This window comes from Agromyces cavernae (genome assembly GCF_021044935.1).
GTDB lineage: Bacteria > Actinomycetota > Actinomycetes > Actinomycetales > Microbacteriaceae > Agromyces > Agromyces cavernae.
The window spans coordinates 434,166-449,622 of the sequence record NZ_JAJNMP010000001.1 but is presented as its reverse complement, the minus strand read 5'-3'; the positions used below and the strand labels follow the sequence as shown (position 1 = coordinate 449,622).

Annotated in this window: 12 protein-coding genes; 5 read left to right on the top strand and 7 right to left on the bottom strand. The window is 69.3% G+C overall.

The genetic code is table 11. The features are described from left to right. Window positions 1-42: 42 nt before the first annotated feature. Both LQ757_RS02060 and dnaK read right to left on the bottom strand, forming a co-directional pair. Window positions 43-711 (bottom strand): nucleotide exchange factor GrpE, encoded by a 669-nt coding sequence (locus LQ757_RS02060; RefSeq protein WP_231045545.1) that lies wholly within the window; start codon window positions 709-711, stop codon window positions 43-45. Beyond that, window positions 708-2,588: a molecular chaperone DnaK gene (gene dnaK, locus LQ757_RS02055; protein ID WP_231045544.1), complete on the bottom strand. Its 1,881-nt coding sequence runs from the start codon at window positions 2,586-2,588 to the stop codon at window positions 708-710. Before dnaK ends, LQ757_RS02060 begins: the two co-directional genes overlap by 4 nt. Before the next feature lie 348 nt (window positions 2,589-2,936). On the opposite strand from dnaK, the gene LQ757_RS02050 reads away from it, so the two are divergent. Further along, window positions 2,937-4,475, top strand: coding sequence for a M1 family metallopeptidase (locus LQ757_RS02050; protein ID WP_231045543.1), 1,539 nt, complete (start codon window positions 2,937-2,939; stop codon window positions 4,473-4,475). A gap of 126 nt (window positions 4,476-4,601) precedes the next feature. Here the strand turns inward: LQ757_RS02050 and LQ757_RS02045 are convergent, their stop codons facing one another. Then, window positions 4,602-6,980: an arylsulfatase gene (locus LQ757_RS02045; RefSeq protein WP_231045542.1), complete on the bottom strand. Its 2,379-nt coding sequence runs from the start codon at window positions 6,978-6,980 to the stop codon at window positions 4,602-4,604. A 98-nt stretch (window positions 6,981-7,078) separates the two neighbouring features. Next, window positions 7,079-8,485, bottom strand: a complete 1,407-nt coding sequence (locus LQ757_RS02040) for an MFS transporter (RefSeq protein WP_231045541.1) — start codon at window positions 8,483-8,485, stop codon at window positions 7,079-7,081. Window positions 8,486-8,625: 140 nt separating this feature from the next. Between LQ757_RS02040 and LQ757_RS02035 the strand changes: the two genes are divergently transcribed. Beyond that, complete coding sequence (locus LQ757_RS02035; protein WP_231045540.1) at window positions 8,626-9,132, top strand: MarR family winged helix-turn-helix transcriptional regulator; 507 nt, start codon at window positions 8,626-8,628, stop codon at window positions 9,130-9,132. A gap of 53 nt (window positions 9,133-9,185) precedes the next feature. On the opposite strand, the gene pdxY is transcribed toward LQ757_RS02035, so the two are convergent. After that, window positions 9,186-10,037 (bottom strand): pyridoxal kinase PdxY, encoded by an 852-nt coding sequence (gene pdxY, locus LQ757_RS02030; protein WP_231045539.1) that lies wholly within the window; start codon window positions 10,035-10,037, stop codon window positions 9,186-9,188. 72 nt (window positions 10,038-10,109) lie between these two features. Here pdxY and LQ757_RS02025 point away from each other — a divergent pair, with 72 nt between their 5' ends. Beyond that, window positions 10,110-10,637 carry a hypothetical protein gene (locus tag LQ757_RS02025; protein ID WP_231045538.1) on the top strand — a complete coding sequence of 176 codons (528 nt, stop codon included), beginning with the start codon at window positions 10,110-10,112 and terminating at the stop codon, window positions 10,635-10,637. Window positions 10,638-10,704: 67 nt separating this feature from the next. Here the strand turns inward: LQ757_RS02025 and LQ757_RS02020 are convergent, their stop codons facing one another. Both LQ757_RS02020 and LQ757_RS02015 read right to left on the bottom strand, forming a co-directional pair. Next, window positions 10,705-11,289 (bottom strand): TOPRIM nucleotidyl transferase/hydrolase domain-containing protein, encoded by a 585-nt coding sequence (locus LQ757_RS02020; protein WP_231045537.1) that lies wholly within the window; start codon window positions 11,287-11,289, stop codon window positions 10,705-10,707. A gap of 24 nt (window positions 11,290-11,313) precedes the next feature. Further along, entirely contained in the window at window positions 11,314-12,897 is a 1,584-nt protein-coding gene (locus LQ757_RS02015) for an MFS transporter (RefSeq protein ID WP_231045536.1), read from the bottom strand. Window positions 12,898-13,005: 108 nt separating this feature from the next. Between LQ757_RS02015 and LQ757_RS02010 the strand changes: the two genes are divergently transcribed. Both LQ757_RS02010 and LQ757_RS02005 read left to right on the top strand, forming a co-directional pair. Further along, entirely contained in the window at window positions 13,006-14,232 is a 1,227-nt protein-coding gene (locus LQ757_RS02010) for a glycosyltransferase (RefSeq protein ID WP_231045535.1), read from the top strand. Window positions 14,233-14,444: 212 nt separating this feature from the next. Continuing rightward, window positions 14,445-15,338 (top strand): serine protein kinase RIO, encoded by an 894-nt coding sequence (locus LQ757_RS02005; protein ID WP_231045534.1) that lies wholly within the window; start codon window positions 14,445-14,447, stop codon window positions 15,336-15,338. The last annotated feature ends 119 nt before the right edge of the window (window positions 15,339-15,457 follow it).

The window sequence follows — 15,457 nt, the reverse complement described above, 5'->3', positions numbered from 1 at the left end:
GGGTCTCGATACGCTCCTTCGTCGCTACTCGACCGACGAAGGCTACGCCTGCGGCGTCTTGACGACGACCTTCGCCGGGCGCAGCTGCACGCTGCCCAGGTTGTAGCCGGTCTCGACGACGTCGGCGACCGTGTCGACCTCGACCTCGTCGCTCGGCTGCTGGAAGATCGCCTCGTGATGCTGCGGGTCGAACGGCTCGCCGACCTCGCCGAACGAGGTGAGCCCGAGCTTCTCGACCTGCGCGCGCAGCTTCGCGGCGATCGTCGCGAAGGGCGTGTCGCCCTCGAGGTCGCCGTGCTTCTCGGCCCGGTCGAGGTCGTCGAGCACGGGCAGCAGCACGGCGACAGCCGCGCCGACCGCACGCTCGCGCTCGAGTTCGCGGTTGGCCTCGGTGCGCTTGCGGTAGTTCGCGTACTCGGCCGTGACCCGCTTGAGGTCGGCGAGGTGCTCGTCGCTCGGCTCCTGGACCTCGGCCTGCGCCGCGTTCAGGATGTCGTCGACCGTGAGCTCGTACTCGTCGTCGGTGAGGTCGGATGCCTCGGCACCCGCTTCGCCCGCCGCCCCGGTTTCGGCGCCGGCCGCCTCGGGGGCGCCCTCGGCGGGCGCCCCTTCAGCGTCGGCGTGGTGCCGAACCTCACCGGTCTCGGGGTCGATGCGCCGCTTGTCGCGGATCACCGGCTCCTCGTGGTTCTGGTTCTGCTCGTCGGTCATGACGTCTTCTTCTCGTCCTCGTCGTCGACCACTTCGGCGTCGACCACGTCTTCATCGGACGACTCGTCAGCGGCCGGGCCCGATGCCGAAGCGTCCTCGCCGCCGGCGGCAGCGGCATCGGCCTGCTGCGAGTGGGCGTAGATCGCCTCGCCGAGCTTGCCCTGCGAAGCATTGAGCTTCTCGAACGCGGACTTCACGGCTGCGTCGTCGTCGCCGGCGAGCGCCGACTTGAGCGCATCGACGTCGCCCTGCACCTCGGACTTGACGTCGGCGGGCAGCTTGTCGTCGTTCTCCTTGATGAGCTTCTCGATCGAGTAGGCGAGCTGCTCGGCCTGGTTGCGGGTCTCGGCCGACTCGCGGCGCGCCTTGTCTTCGGCGGCGTGCTCTTCGGCCTCGCGCACCATGCGCTCGATGTCGTCCTTGGGCAGCGACGAGCCGCCCGAGATCGTCATGCGCTGCTCCTTGCCGGTGCCCTTGTCCTTCGCGGACACGTGCACGATGCCGTTGGCGTCGATGTCGAACGTGACCTCGATCTGCGGGATGCCACGGGGAGCCGGCGCGATGCCGGTGAGCTCGAACGTGCCGAGCGGCTTGTTGTCGCGGGTGAACTCGCGCTCGCCCTGGAAGACCTGGATGGCGACCGACGGCTGGTTGTCGTCGGCGGTCGTGAAGGTCTCGCTGCGCTTGGTGGGGATCGCCGTGTTGCGCTCGATGAGCTTCGTCATGATGCCGCCCTTGGTCTCGATGCCGAGGCTGAGGGGCGTGACGTCGATGAGCAGCACGTCCTTGCGCTCACCCTTGAGGACGCCGGCCTGCAGGGCCGCGCCGACGGCGACGACCTCGTCGGGGTTGACGCCCTTGTTGGGCTCCTGGCCGGTCTCCTGCTTCACGAGGTCGCTGACCGCGGGCATACGGGTCGAGCCGCCGACGAGCACGACGTGCGCGACATCCGACAGCTTGATGCCGGCCTCGCGGATGACGTCTTCGAACGGCTTCTTCGTGCGATCGAGCAGGTCGCTCGTCATGTTCTCGAACTCGGCGCGCGTGAGCGTCTCGTCGAGGTTGGCGGGGCCGTTCTCGGTGAGCGAGAGGTAGGGCAGCTGGATCGAGGCCTTCAGGCCCGACGACAGCTCCTTCTTGGCCTGCTCGGCGGCCTCCTTGAGGCGCTGCAGGGCGATCTTGTCGTTCGAGACATCCACGCCGGTCGAGTCCTTGAAGCGCTTGATGAGCCACTCGACGACGCGCTGGTCCCAGTCGTCGCCGCCGAGGCGGTTGTCTCCCGCGGTCGCCTTGACCTGGATGGTCGAGAAGTCCTCGTCCTTGCCCACCTCGAGGAGGGACACGTCGAACGTGCCGCCGCCGAGGTCGAAGACCAGGATGAGCTCGTCTTCCTTGCCCTTGTCGAGGCCGTACGCGAGCGCTGCAGCCGTGGGTTCGTTGATGATGCGCAGCACGTTGAGGCCCGCGATCTCGCCGGCCTCCTTCGTGGCCTGGCGCTCGGCGTCGTTGAAGTACGCGGGCACGGTGATGACCGCGTCGGTCACGGTGTCGCCGAGGTACTGCTCGGCGTCGCGCTTCAGCTTCTGCAGGATGCGCGCCGAGATCTCCTGCGGCCCGTAGTTCTTGTTGTCGATCTCAGCCGACTTCCAGTCGGTGCCCATGTGGCGCTTGACCGACGCGATGGTGCGGTCGACGTTGGTGACGGCCTGACGCTTCGCGGTCTCGCCGACGAGCACCTCGCCGTCTTTCGTGAACGCGACGACCGACGGGGTCGTGCGAAAGCCCTCGGCGTTGGCGATGACGGTGGGCTCGCCGCCCTCGAGGACCGAGACGACCGAGTTGGTCGTGCCGAGGTCGATTCCTACTGCACGTGACATGTGTGTTTCTCCTTCTGCCAGGCGAGCGAGCGGATGTCGCGCACACGCGTTCTGGCGACCGGTTCGGCCGTTCCGGCCCGCAACCGAAGTACGGGGTTACGAGACTTGAGCCTCGCCGACTCAAGCTTCCCAGTGCCGACTTTTCGTGTCAAGTTGAGCCGGCGAAACTTGAGTGTACTTGACTCAACTCACAGCCTGCGCTCAGTATTCCCCGGGACAGGCGTGGCAGTTCCGAGCTCTCTGCGGCCTGAGTCTCGTCGGCGGTGCTCGCGGGCCATCGGCAATTTTGGGGCTATCGGCCGCGTTCGGCGACGCCTAGAGTCTCGCGCATACGCCTTTTGTTGAACGATGACGGGAGCAGTCGTGAATGGAAAACGGTTGAAGCTGGTCGGCGGCCTGGCGGTCGCCCTGACGGTGATCGGAGGGCTCGGGGCGACCGGGGCCGCTGCTGCCCCGGGAGCACCCGGGCCGCGCTACACGGCCGGCTCGCAAGGCGCGGGCGATGCCTACTTCCCCTACTCGGGCAACGGCGGGTACGACGTGAGTCACTACGACCTCGACGTCACCTACACGCCTCCGGCCGCGGCGCCGGCGCCCCTCGAAGGGCGGTTCGAGGGCGTCGCCACGATCGACCTCGTCGCGACCCAGGACCTCGACCGGTTCAACCTCGACCTGCGCGGCATGGAGGTGAGCTCCCTCACGGTCGATGGCAAGCCGGCGCGCGCCATCGCACCGCCGGCACCTGGAGCCGAGGTCGACGGGGCCGCGTACTGGCACGTGCAGGACGACGAGGAGCGCATCTGGGAGCTCACGGTGCAGCCCCGCCCGAAGATCAAGAAGGGTCAGAGCGTGCAGCTCGTCGTCGAATACGGCGGCACGACCACGCGGCCCCTCGACATCGAGGAAGCGCCCTACGGATGGTGGACGACGCGTGACGGCGCCATGGTCGTCAGCGAGCCCGACGGTTCGATGACGTGGTACCCCGTCAGCGACCACCAGACCGACAAGGCCAGCTACAGCTTCGCGATCACGGTGCCCGAGGGCAAGGTCGCCGTGGCCAACGGCGTGCAGTCCAAGCCCGAGCAGACCGCCGGCGGGTGGACCACCTGGTACTGGGATGCCCCCGACCAGCAGGCCAGCTACCTGACCACGGCGTCGGTCGGCGACTTCGAGCTGCGCCCGACCTATACGTCGACGAGTGGCGTGCCGATCATCGACGCCGTCGACACGAAGATCACGGGCAACGCCTTGACGAACACGAACGCGAGTCTCGGGCTGCAGCCGCAGATGATCGACTTCCTCGAGAGTCGATTCGGACCCTACCCGTTCAACTCGTACGGGTCGATCGTCGACAACGACTCCGTGGGATACGCGCTCGAGACCCAGACCCGTCCGGTCTACTCGGGTTCCGCAGGACAGGGGACCGTACTCCATGAGCTCGCGCACCAGTGGTTCGGCAACGCGGTGAGCCCCGAGCGCTGGGCGGACATCTGGCTCAACGAAGGCTGGGCGACCTATGCCACGTGGCTGTGGACCGAGCACCGCGGCGGCATCACGGCGCAGCAGGCCTACAACAACTGGTACGCACCCGCGCGTACGCCTGCCTACTGGTCATTCCAGATCGGCGATCCAGGCGCGCTCGGGCTGTTCGCGACGCAGGTCTACAACCGCGGCGCGGCCACGCTGCACGCCCTCCGCGTCGAGGTCGGCGACGAGGCGTTCTTCGCCGGCTCCCGACTCTGGCTCGAACGCCACAACGACTCGGCCGGCACGGCCGAGGACTTCCAGGCGGTGTTCGAGGAGGTCTCGGGCGAGGATCTCGACGCCTTCTTCCAGACCTGGCTGTACGACCAGGTGAAGCCGCCGGCCACCTGGACCCTGCCGTAGGCCCGCCGTAGGCGGTCATCCTCATCGATCCCCGTGGGTCGGCACTGCGCCGCCCACGGGGATCGATCGCTGTCGCGGCTCCTTCGTTCGGTGAAAGGAGAATCGGGCGGCGCGACGTCCACGACCTCATTCGCGTCGCTGGGCCGCCTTCACCTCGGTGTGGTGCACCGTATGCAGGTCTTCAGGGCTCAGGTCGAGCGGGGCGAGCTCGATGTCGACCTTCACGATCGACCCGGTGAACCGGAACGGGGGACGATAGTCAGGGGTGACAGGCTGGCCGGTGTCTTCGCCGATGCCGAAGGTGTCGACCCCGAAGCGCGCGAACACCGTCTTCTCTGCCCGCCCACGGGCGGCCTTCACGCCGTCGACGGTGAGCGTGAGCGTCGCCCCCTTGCCGATGCCACCGCCGTCGTAATCGAACTCGACGCCGATGGTGCTGCTCCCTGCCTCGACGGGTGCGTCCGCCCGCACGATGGTGTGGTCGCCGTAGTAGTTGTAGTCGAACGTCGGCACGCCGTCGGACAGGTAGAGCGACATGCCGCCGGCGACGCCGCCGATCGCCATCACGACACCGTTCGTCGCGGGTCCCTCAGTCGCGACACGGGCGACCAACGACCAGCTGCGATTCTTCATCGACGGCGCCGCCGTCTCGGGGAGCCGGGTCGCTCCCTCGTAGAACGTGAACTTCAGCACCTGCGGATCGGCGCCGGGGGCCGAGGGCTTCGCGATGAGCGCGCGGGCGACCCCTCGGTCGTCGAGCGGATAGACATGGTACCTCTCAGCGGCCGCATCGAACTTGCGCTTCATCTCCTCGAGCTTGTCGGGCATCTGCCCGGCGAGGTCGTTCGCCTCCGAGAAGTCTTCATCGAGGTGGTAGAGCTCCCAGCGATCCTGGTCCCAGTTGCCGGGCGCGACATCCTGTCGCCACGGCAGGGTGTGCTGGGCGTTCGCCTTCCAGCCGCTGTCGTAGATCGAGCGGTTGCTGAGGATCTCGAAGTACTGCTCGCTGCGGCCCTCGAATGCCGGGTCGGTGAGGCTCGACAGGAATGACTTCCCGGCGAGCGGCAACTGATCGATGCCGTTGACCGTGTCGGGCATCTCGACCTGGGCCGCCTCGTACAGCGTCGGCGCGATATCCACGAGGTGCAGGAAGGGATCGCGGGGCACCGGATCGTGCCCCACCCGCGATGGCCAACTCACGACCATCGGATTGCGCGAGCCGCCGAGGTGCGAGGCGACCTGCTTCACCCACTGGAATGGGGTGTTGCCCGCCCACGCCCACCCGAGCGGGTAGTGCGGCTCGGTCTCGGGGCCGCCGAGTTTGTCGAGATCGGCGATGATCTCCTCGATCGACGGGAGGATCCCGCCCAGGTTCTTGATCTCGTCGAGCGTGCCATCCGGGCCTCCTTCGGACGATGCGCCGTTGTCGCCGACGATATACATGACGAGGGTGTTCTCGGCGTCGGGCAGTTCCTTGATCGCGTCGAGCAGACGCCCCACCTCGTGGTCGGTGAACGCGAAGTACCCTGCATAGTTCTCGAACAACGCGCAGTACACCATCTTCTGCTGGTCGGTCAGCGAGTCCCACGGCTGCACCCAGTCAGGGCGCGGCGTCAGTTCGGTCTCGGCTGGGATGATGCCCATCATCTTCTGGTTCTCGAACACGACGTCCCGGTACTTCTCCCAGCCCATGTCGAACCGGCCCTTGAACTTGTCACGCCACTCCTTCGTGACGTGATGCGGTGCGTGCATGGCGCCCGGGGCGAAGTACATGAAGAACGGCTTGTTCGGCGCGACCGACTTCGCGTACCTCATCCGATCGATCGCCCGATCGGTCATGTCGGTCATGAAGTGGTAGCCCTCCTCGGGCCCCTTGTCGGGTTCGACCGGCGTCGTATTCTCGAACAGCACGGGGTAGTACTGGTGCGTCTCGCCGGCGTTGAAGCCGTAGAAGTACTCGAAGCCCATGCCGGTGGGCCACCGGTCGTACGGCCCCGCGACGCTCGTCTCCCAGTCGGGGGTGTTGTGGTTCTTTCCGTACCACCAGGTCGAATAGCCATTGTCCTTGAGCACCTCGGCCACGGTCGCGGTCGTCTTCGGGATCATCGTCGTGTAGCTCGGGAACCCGGTCGCCCACTCCATGAGGAACCCGTTGCCCGCGTCGTGGTGGTTGCGGCCGGTCAGCAGCGCCGCCCGCGACGGTCCGCAGATCGCGGTGGTGTGGAACCGGTTGTAGCGCAGTCCCTCGGACGCGAGCTTGTCGAGATTCGGCGTCGGAATCAGCCCGCCGAACGTCGAAGTCTGCCCGAACCCGACGTCGTCGAGCAGGATGACGACGATGTTGGGGGCGCCATCGGTCGCCGTGGGCACCTTCGGCCACGCTGCGGTCGATTCCCGGTAGGTCTTGCCGATCGTTCCCTCGAACGGCGGAGGCGGTGCCGGGATCGCCGACCGTGAATGAATCGATGCGGTGCCGTGCTCCGGATTCGGGGACTCTGCGTTCATGTGGCCCATCCCACCATCGGCCGCCGGTCCGCTCCCATCGGGCTGTCGGTGCGTCGCGATCATCGGGATCGACCTGCCCCAGCGCAGAGGCACGGGGATCAGGTGATCGGCACCGGGGTCGTCGGCGGTTCCTCACGGACGCGCGCCTCCACCGCAGCGTCCCCGGTCGCCTCCGCGGGCACACCGGCCGCATCGGGCTTCGCGAGCGCACGCTTGATGCGCCAGGCGGCGAAGACGGCGAGCGCACTCACGACTACGTGCATGCCGAGGAACACGTCGGTGAGGCCCGCTCCGAGCAGCACGCCTGCGACGAGGGGGCCCGCCGCCGAGAACGCGGTCTGCAGCGCCGCGATCGTGCCGAGCGTCTGCCCGACCATGCCCTTGGGCGCGAGCTGCGCGGTCAGCGGGTTCAGCACGGGGCTGTAGATCGTCTCGCCGACGGCGAAGATGCCGTAGGTCATGACGAACAGCGCCGTGGCGATGCCCGGTGAGAACTGCGCGGCCGACAGGATGAGCCAGGACACGACCCAGATGCTGCCGACCGCCATGAGCAGCGCCGGCGCACTGCGCTCGGCGGTGAGCTTCACGACGATGACCTGCAGCGCCACGATGACGACGCAGTTGATCGCCGCGGCGATGCCGATGGCCGCTGGGTCGACGTCGAGCACGGTGATGCCGTAGGCGGGCAGGCCCGACTCGAACTGGGCGTAGAACCCGAGCGCGAGGGTGATCGTGACGACGGCCGTCCAGCGCATGGCCGGCTGGGCGAAGATCGTGCGCAGGGCGCCGCGCGAGCGCGCCGCACCGTCGGGGCGCCCGTCGCCGTCGAGGTCGACGACCGCGATCGCCCCGGTCGCGGCGTCGACGGCCCCGGATCGTGGGTTGAGGTGCGACGAAGGAGCGTCTCGAAACCCACCCGCGCCCGATTTCGAGACGTCGCTTCGCTCCTCCTCAACCCTCAGCCGCCCGGCGAGCGCGATGATCGCCGACGACAGCACGAACCCGCCCGCGGCCATGATGAAGCCGATGTCGAGCCCGTCGGCCCGGTCGAGGTCGACCACGAGCCCGGCGAGGAAGGCCCCGGCCGCCATGCCGAGCGCCTCGCCGGTGAACTTGTAGGCGAACACCTTGCGACGGTCATCGCTCGACGACCACTGCAGCGCGAGCACCTGCTTGGCGGGCACCGCGGCCGAGAGGCCGAGCCCGAAGACGAGCATTCCGGCGAGGAACAGCCCCGGCGCGTCGGCGAACACCAGCGAGGCGACGCCCGCCGCACCGAGCAGCTGGGCGATGACGGCCACGCGCACGGGATCGAAGCGGTCGGCGAGCCGGCCCGCGAGCGGAGCCGCGACGAGCGCGCCGATCGAGAAGAGCGACGACGCCCCGGCGGCGACGAGCGCGCCCCAGTCGCGGGTGTCGGCAGCGTAGGCGTACTGGTACGGCAGCACGGCTCCCCAGCCGAGCGAGCCGATGGCGCTGGCGAGCACGAGCAGTTTCGCGCGCATGAAGGCGCCCTCCTCTCAGGGTCGTAGAAGGTGCGGATGCTCCGCGCCGACGCCGGCCGCGAGGCATCCGTCACCCTTCGAATGCGAAGTATTCGATATCGAAATATTAGCAACCGAAAGATGCGTGCGAGAATTCCCCTATGGCGAAACGCACCCCGAGCGCCCAGGAGCTCCATCGGCGCGCTGTCGCGACCTACGTCAAGGCCGGCGGCGAGGAGTCGGTGCAGCGGGTGATCACGGCCGTGCAGGGCCTCACGAAGAAGCTCGACCAGTGGTACGCCCGCCAGCTCGTCGACCTCGAGGTGACCGCCGGCGAGTGGGCCGTCGTCACCTCGCTCGCGAAGGCGGGCGAGGCGCTCACGCCCAGCCAGCTCGCCGAGCTCACGAACGTCGCCCCCTCGTCGATGACGCACCGGCTCGACAAGCTCGCCGAACGCGGGCTCGTCGAGCGCACGCCCGACGCCGAGAACCGCACCCGCATCTACGTGAGCCTCACCGACGCGGGCTGGCAGCTGTTCAGCGTCGCCATCCGGGGCTCCGACGTCGTCGAGTCCGACGTGCTGCAAGACCTGAGCGACGCCGAGCGCGGCGAGCTGGCGCGCCTACTCGAGGTCGTCATCGCCCGGCTCGACGACATCGACGCCTGAGCTCGGCTCGCTGCGTCGCCGACACCTCCACCCTGCACTGCGCGGGACGGCGATCAGCGCACGCGCTCGACCTCGAACTGCATCCGAGGGTGCGCGAACGCCTCCTGCGATGCGACGAGCGCGAGCTCTCGGTCGCCCGCGTCGAGCGTCGTCGCGAGCAGGTCGAAGACACTGCTCGCGGTGCGGGCGAGCGCGTCGGCGCTCGACTCGGTTCGGTGCCGGTGCGCGGTGAACAGCGCCGCCGTCACGTCGCCCGAGCCGTTGGCCTTGAGCGGCAGCCGTGGGGTCTGCACGATCCAGGCGCCATCATCGTCGACGGCGAGCATCTCGATCGTGTCGGTCGGCGCGCCGGGTCGCTCGACGCTCGTGACGAGCACCGTCGACGGGCCCATCGCCCTCGCGAGGTCGGCCGACGCAAGGGTCTCGTCGAGCGAATGCGGATCGGTTCCGGTGAGGAACCCGAGCTCGAACTGGTTCGGCGTGATCAGGTCGGCGGCCGGAACCACGCGCTCGCGCAGCAAGGGCGGAATGGCCGGATTCACGAAGCATCCGGATTTCGCATTCCCCATCACCGGATCGCACGTGTACGTGGCCGCCGGATTCGCGGCCTTCACCCGCGCGACCGCGTCGAGGATGACGTCGCCGATGTCCTCGCCGCCCTGGTAGCCCGAGAGCACGGCGTCGACCTCGCCGAGCACGCCGCGCTCCTCGATGCCGGTGATGACGTCGCGCACGTCGTCGGCCGAGAGCAGCGGGCCCCGCCACGCGCCGTAACCCGTGTGGTTCGAGAAGTGCACCGTGAACACCGGCCACACCTCGACGCCGAGGCGCTGCAGGGGGAACACGGCGGCCGAGTTGCCGACATGGCCGTAGGCGACCGACGACTGGATGCTGAGGACCTTCACCCCGGAATCCTCGCACGCGCCACGCCCTCGGTGCGCTGGGATCGCGACCCGGGCGGTCGGTAGGCTGCACCGATGGCCCACCTCGCGCGCACCCTACCTGCACTCGTCGTCCTCGGACTCGCCCTGACGGGGTGCACCGCCCAGCTACAGCCGGAGCCGAGCCCGTCGCCCACCCTGACGACGCCCGCCCCGACGACGCCCGCTGCATCGGTCGGGATCGAGTGCGACCGGGTGCTGGGGTCGGATGGCAACGCAAAGCTCGCCGCCGACGGACTCGAGCCCGTCGAGCCGCAGCTCTTCGACCCGCTCGCGGTGCAGCTCGAGGAGGCCGGCGGCACGGCCTGCGCCTGGGGTCGGCCGCAGACCGACATCGGTCTCACGCTCGTGCAGCTGTCCGTGCCCGACGCGGAGTGGGCAGCCTGGGAGACCGCCCTCGCCGATGCGGGCTATGCGGTCGACAGCGACGCTGCGGACGGCATGTACACCGGGCCGGTCGATCCGGGCACCGGGGTCAGCACTGTCGCGGTCGTCGCCGGAGACCGGATCACCTTCCTGAATACCGCGGTGTTCGCAGACCTGCTCGCGCCGCACGCCATCTGAGCGGCGGGCCGGTCGGCCTCAACCTCCGTCGACGGCGGCATCGGCAAGGCGAGTCACCGGCCCGACCTCATCCTCCGTCGACGGCAGCGGCGAGCAGCGACGCCATGGGCGCCGGGATGCGCCGGGACTCCAGCGAATCGACGAAGATCGGCGCGAACCGCGCCTTGCGGCCGGCGTGCGTGCCCATGAAGCGCCTCAACTGCGCCTCGGTCGACTCTGCCCGCCACGCCGGCTGCTGCTGGAACCCGCGGAAGCGCGCGAGTTCGCCGTGCTGGGCCAGCAGCTCCTCGACCCGCGCGCTGCCGAGCGCCCGGATGAGCTCACCTTCGAGGTCGGGGTCGCACGCGAAGAACCCGAGCGATTCGAGATCGCCGTCGGCCGGGCCGAGGCCCGCCTCCTCGACCGCGCGGCGCACGTGGGCCGCCTCGGGGAGGTCGAATAGGCCGACGGCCCGAGGCCGTACCGGCTCGAGGGCCAGCGCCGCGAGGTGGCTGCGCAGGTTGTTCACGCCGCCCATCGAGACGACCGATGCGCGACCGGCGGCGAGGTCGACGCCGAGGCGGGCGGCGAGCGTCTCGACGGCGAGCCGGTCGCTCTCGCCCTCGACGAGGATCACCGTCGCGACGGCCCCGTCTGATCCACCCTCGCCCATGCGCCGACCCCACCGTCGCGATCTTCAGCCGAGCATCGTTCCCTCGGCCGCCGCCGACGGCTTCGGGTCGGGGAGGCGCCGCATGCGCAGCGCGTTGAGCACCCCGAGGAGCCCCGCAAGGATCGGCACGAGCAATGCCACCTGCAGCGCGATGATGCGCGAGTCGGTGTTGATGCGGATGATCTCGTCCTGCACCTCGGGCGTCTCGTCGGCGAGGAGCTCCTCGAGCCCGGTGTTGGTCATGATCTCGGCGTCCTCCTCGAGCACCGTCGAGACCTGTTGCTGCTGTTCGGGCGAAAGCACTTCGCTCGCGTCGGCGCTCGCGGTGAACGTGAATGCGAGCGTCGCGAGCATGATCGCCCCGGCGAAGGCGAGCCCGAACGAGAGGCCGAACGAGCCCGCCGCCGAGTTCACGCCGGCCGCCTCGCTGACCCGCTCGTCGGAGATCGGGGAGAGGGTGTAGTTGTTCAGCTGCGAGACGAGCAGGCCGAGCCCGCAGCCCGAGATGATGAGCGGCACCAACAGGTACCACCCGGAGTCGGCGATGGGCACGATCGGCACGAGGATCGCGAGTCCGGCCACGACGAGCACGAACCCCCAGAGGATGATGCCCGCAGGCCGACGCTTCAGGCCGCGCCCGGCTAGCAGCGCGACAGCGAACATGCTCAGTGACAACGGTGCGATCGAGAGGCCGGCCTGCAGCGCGTTGTACTCGAACACCATCTGCAGGTAGATCGGGAGCACGATCATGGTGCCGCCGAGTGCGATCTGCTGCAGCATCTGACCGGATGCCCCGGCGCGGAACATCTTGGACTCGAAGAGCGTCGGGTCGAGCAGCGTGGGTTTTCCCCGACGCTTGCGGCTGCGCAGCCAGTACACGAGTGCGCCGAGTGCCATGACGCCGACGCCGATGATGATGCCGACCCAGTTGCCGCCCTCCTGCCACACGAGGATGCCGGTCACGACACCGCCCATGCCGACGATCGACAGCGCAGCACCCACGAGGTCGATCGACCGATCACCGTGGTACGGCACGTCCTTCACGAGCCCGATGCCGATGAGCACGACCGCGATGATCGCGGCCTCGAGCGCGAAGCCGACCCGCCAGGAGAGGAACGTCGTGATGAATCCGCCGAGGAGCGGGCCGACCGCGGCGGCGATGGCTGCGGATGCCCCGACGAGGGCGTAGACGCGCGCCTGGTGCGCGCCCTCGAAGTTGCCGTGGATGAGCGACTGCATCGCCGGGAGCAGCAGGGACGCGCCGATGCCGCCGATGATCGCCCAGAACACGATGATCGCGCCGAGGTCCTGCGCGAACACCATCGCGATCGCGCCGATCGCGTAGCCGAGCAGGCCGAGGACGTACGCGAGCTTGCGTCCGATGAGGTCGCCGGTCTTGCCGCCGATGAGGATGAACGCTGCCGAGACGAGCGCCTCGAGCGCGATCGCGCCCTGCACGCCGCTCACCGTCGTGTCGAGATCTCGCACCACGGCCGAGATCGACACGTTCATCAGCGACGTGTCGACGACCAGCACGAACATGGCCATCGCGAGCAGGATCGCGAGCCGACCGTTGAACGGCGCCGAAGCACCCCTGTCAGCGCTCATGGCTCAGCCAACCACAGCGAGCGCGCCGCCCGCCAGAGCCGAGTTCGAGGGGCGCGCCGGGCTCGGCCTCGTCGGTACAGTCGTCGATGACGCCCGAAAGGAGCCGACATGGCGGTGATCGTGTTCGCCCCGGTGACGTTCAACCTCGCCGAGACGACCCGCATGATCGAGGTGGCCCGCGCGCTCGGCCCAGCCCACCGCGCGGAGTTCATGGGCTACGAGCACGACTTCGTGCACCTCATCCGCGACGCGGGCTTCCCCTACCGTGCGCTGGAGCCCGCCTGGACGGCGGCGCAGCGCAAGCAGGCGCTCGACTTCGACCAGGGCCGGGCGATCCGCAGCCCGTTCACGAAGCAGTCTGTGGCGGCGCGCGTCGACGCGGAGCGCCGCCTCACCCGCGAGCTCGGTGCGTCGGCAGTGGTGATCGGATCGAACATCACCTCGCTGCTGTCGGCTCGGGCGGAAGGCGTCCCGCTCTTCTACCCGGTGCCGTTCGCGCTCACCGGGCCGCAGGTGGCGCAAACCCGGCGCATGAACCTCGTCCACGGCACGGGCGCGCTCGCCCGCGCCGCCGACCGTGTCGCGACGGCCGCGTTCCGATGGCTGTACACCCGCGCGCCGGTCGCCCCGCGCTCGTTCACGTCCGTCGCGCGGGCGAACGGCGTGCCGCCGCTGCGCACCGTCGCCTCGATGCTCGAGGCCGACGTCAACCTGCTCACCGTCATGTCGTGGGAGCTCGACGGCTACGACCTGCCCGACGGCTATCGTCGCGTCGGCCCGATCTTCGCGCGGATCGACGCACCCGTGCCGCCCCTGGTCCGCGAGCTCGCCGCCGCGCCCGAGCCGCTCGTGTACCTCGGGCTCGGGTCCTCGGCAGACCGCCGGCTCGCGCTCGCCGCGACCGAGGTGCTCGGCGACCTGCCGGTGAACGTCGTCGCGCCGATCAAGCACTACCTCGAGCCGACCGACGCGGTGCCGTCGAACGTGCACGTCACCGACCTGCTGCCCGCCCACCGCCTCGGCGGGCTCGTCGACGCGGCCGTGCTGCACGGCGGGCAGGGCACCGTGCAGACCGCCTGCGCCACCGGGGTGCCGTTCGTCGGCCTGGGCCTGCAGCCCGAGCAGGTGTGGAACGTCGAGGTCTGCGTGCGGCAGGGAAACGCTCTCAGGGTGCCGCCGAAGCGCGTCGGGAAGCCAGAGTTCCGTGCGGCGGTCGAGCGCGTGCTGTCCGATCCGGCGATGCGCGAGGCGGCGGCCCGCGTGCAGGGGGAGTTCGCGGGCGAGGACGGCGCGGCGGCGAGCGCACGCATCATCGAGGCCGCGGTCGCGGGTTGACCTGTGGACACGCCGCCCGCGAGCGCGTATGCTCGCGGGCGGACCGCACCACGCGGCATCCGCTCGCACTGAACGCCGAGACCAGAAGGAGGGGCCTGATGAACACCGTCATTGTCGCGCGCATCGCAGACACCCTTCCCTGTGAGGCCGCCCGCCCGTAGCGCATCGGCGCCGGCGTTCGGTGGCCTCCGTGATCTCTCGGAGAAACCACCGTGCATTTCCTCTCGTCACTCGACTCGCTCGACGCGATCGACGACAACTCCGTCGCGCCGTTCGGCGCCGACACCGCCTCCCTCGTCTTCCAGGCCGCAGAGCCAGGCGACGACCAACGCTGGTCGACGTGGCCGGCGACCCTTCCCTCGGAACGCGGCCCGCAGCCGCGACCCGACTGGCTCGTGACCAGCGCCGCGGCCATCGACACCGAACTCGGCGTCGTGAAGACCGGGAAGGAGGCCGACCTGCACCTCATCGAGCGGGCGATTCCGGATGCCCCTGCCGACGTGCCGGGCAACCATGTGCTGCTCGCGGCGAAGCGGTACCGGTCGGGCGACCACTCCGATTTCCACCGGTCGGCGATCTACACCGAGGGCCGCGGCACGCGCCGCAGCCGCGACCAGCGCGCGGTCGACAACCGGTCGACCTTCGGCCGTGCCGTCGCCCGCGTGCAGTGGGCGAGCGCCGAGTTCGAGGCGCTCGCGCGGCTGACCGAACTCGGGGCGTCGGTGCCCTATCCCGTGCAGGTGAGCGAGACCGAGGTGCTCATGGAGTTCATCGGCGACGGTCGCGTTGCCGCGCCTCGCCTCGCGCAGGTGCGCTCGCAGCCCGACGAGCTCCGCGAGCTGTTCGCGCAGATCGTCGAGTTCATGCACACGCTCGCGAACGCCGGACTCGCGCACGGCGACCTCTCGCCCTACAACCTGCTCGTGCACCGCGAGCGCGTCGTGGCGATCGACCTGCCCCAGGTCGTCGACGTGGTGGCGAACCCGCAGGGGTTCGACCTGCTGCACCGCGACTGCGTGAACGTGTGCGAATGGTTCACCAGGCAGCGGCTCGAGTGCGATGCCGAGCAGCTGTTCGGCGAGCTGGTGGGCGCGGTCGGGATCTGAGCGGGGTTCGCGGTCCGTGACCGGGGTTCGCGCGCGTCACAACCTCGAGAGTGCAGTTCGCGCCAGGATCGGCCCGGCGCAGCGGCACGAACTGCACTCTCGATGCGGATTCGGCGCTA

Excerpts from the sequence above, each read along its gene's own strand:
- LQ757_RS02060 (WP_231045545.1), bottom strand. The coding sequence starts at position 711 with ATGACCGACGAGCAGAACCAGAACCACGAGGAGCCGGTGATCCGCGAC.
- dnaK (WP_231045544.1), bottom strand. The coding sequence starts at position 2,588 with ATGTCACGTGCAGTAGGAATCGACCTCGGCACGACCAACTCGGTCGTC.
- LQ757_RS02050 (WP_231045543.1), top strand. The coding sequence starts at position 2,937 with ATGACGGGAGCAGTCGTGAATGGAAAACGGTTGAAGCTGGTCGGCGGC.
- LQ757_RS02045 (WP_231045542.1), bottom strand. The coding sequence starts at position 6,980 with ATGAACGCAGAGTCCCCGAATCCGGAGCACGGCACCGCATCGATTCAT.
- LQ757_RS02040 (WP_231045541.1), bottom strand. The coding sequence starts at position 8,485 with ATGCGCGCGAAACTGCTCGTGCTCGCCAGCGCCATCGGCTCGCTCGGC.
- LQ757_RS02035 (WP_231045540.1), top strand. The coding sequence starts at position 8,626 with ATGGCGAAACGCACCCCGAGCGCCCAGGAGCTCCATCGGCGCGCTGTC.
- LQ757_RS02025 (WP_231045538.1), top strand. The coding sequence starts at position 10,110 with ATGGCCCACCTCGCGCGCACCCTACCTGCACTCGTCGTCCTCGGACTC.
- LQ757_RS02020 (WP_231045537.1), bottom strand. The coding sequence starts at position 11,289 with ATGGGCGAGGGTGGATCAGACGGGGCCGTCGCGACGGTGATCCTCGTC.
- LQ757_RS02015 (WP_231045536.1), bottom strand. The coding sequence starts at position 12,897 with ATGAGCGCTGACAGGGGTGCTTCGGCGCCGTTCAACGGTCGGCTCGCG.
- LQ757_RS02010 (WP_231045535.1), top strand. The coding sequence starts at position 13,006 with ATGGCGGTGATCGTGTTCGCCCCGGTGACGTTCAACCTCGCCGAGACG.